This is a genomic window from Pseudacidovorax intermedius (assembly GCF_001476815.1).
In the GTDB taxonomy this organism is placed as follows: Bacteria; Pseudomonadota; Gammaproteobacteria; order Burkholderiales; family Burkholderiaceae_C; genus Xenophilus; species Xenophilus intermedius_A.
Genome location: NZ_LDSL01000269.1, coordinates 1 through 687 on the forward strand (window position 1 = coordinate 1; position 687 = coordinate 687).

The 687-nt window shown below is 70.6% G+C and carries 2 pseudogenes; both read right to left on the minus strand.

Annotation, left to right across the window (positions count from 1 at the left end):
* A pseudogene (locus NS331_RS27310) lies at positions 1 to 95 on the minus strand (response regulator); the annotation flags it as partial.
* Positions 96 to 131: 36 nt separating this feature from the next.
* Positions 132 to 687, minus strand: a pseudogene (locus NS331_RS25160) (hypothetical protein); the annotation flags it as partial.

Genomic DNA, 687 nt, shown 5'->3' on the forward strand with positions numbered 1-687 from the left:
CCCTCGATCACGTCGTAGCCCGCGCCCTTGAGCGCAATGCCCACCACCGTCCGCACCGAGGCGGAGTCGTCGACGATCAGAATGGTCTTAGCCATGGGTTCTTCCCTCAGGTAGCTCGAAAAAGTCGGAAATCAGAAAAAGGTGATGTCTTCGGCGGGCGCCGGTGCCGCATGCGCGGCCGGGGCCGGCGGCAGGCTGCGCTGCGCCGCGGGCGAGCCCGAGCCCGAGCCCGAGCCCGAGCCCGAATGGGCAGCCGCCGCTGCGGCCAGGCGCGCGTCGTGCACCGCCCGCTCGCTGGCCATGGCGTAGATGGAGGCCAGCTCCTCCAGCAGCTCGGTGGCCTGCAGCGGCAGCAGCCGCCCGTCGCGCAGGCCCTGCGCGTGGTGCGTGCGCACCACCTCGGGCATGCGGCCGATGTTGTCGCGCACGTGGCTGAGCACCTGGCTCACCCGGTCCTGGAACTGCAGCTGCACCAGCGCGTCGTTGACCTCCGCCTGGATCTGGCGGCCCTCGTTGCGCAGCAGCTCGGCCGAGGCGGCCAGCTCGGCCGTCAGCTGCTGGAAGTCGCCCAGCACGTGCGCGATGCGGCTCTCGGAGTCGGCCATCACCTGCTGCTCCTGGCGCTGGGAGACCTGGGCGGCGGAGCGCGTCTCCTCGACATGCCACTTATACACATCTCCGAGCCCA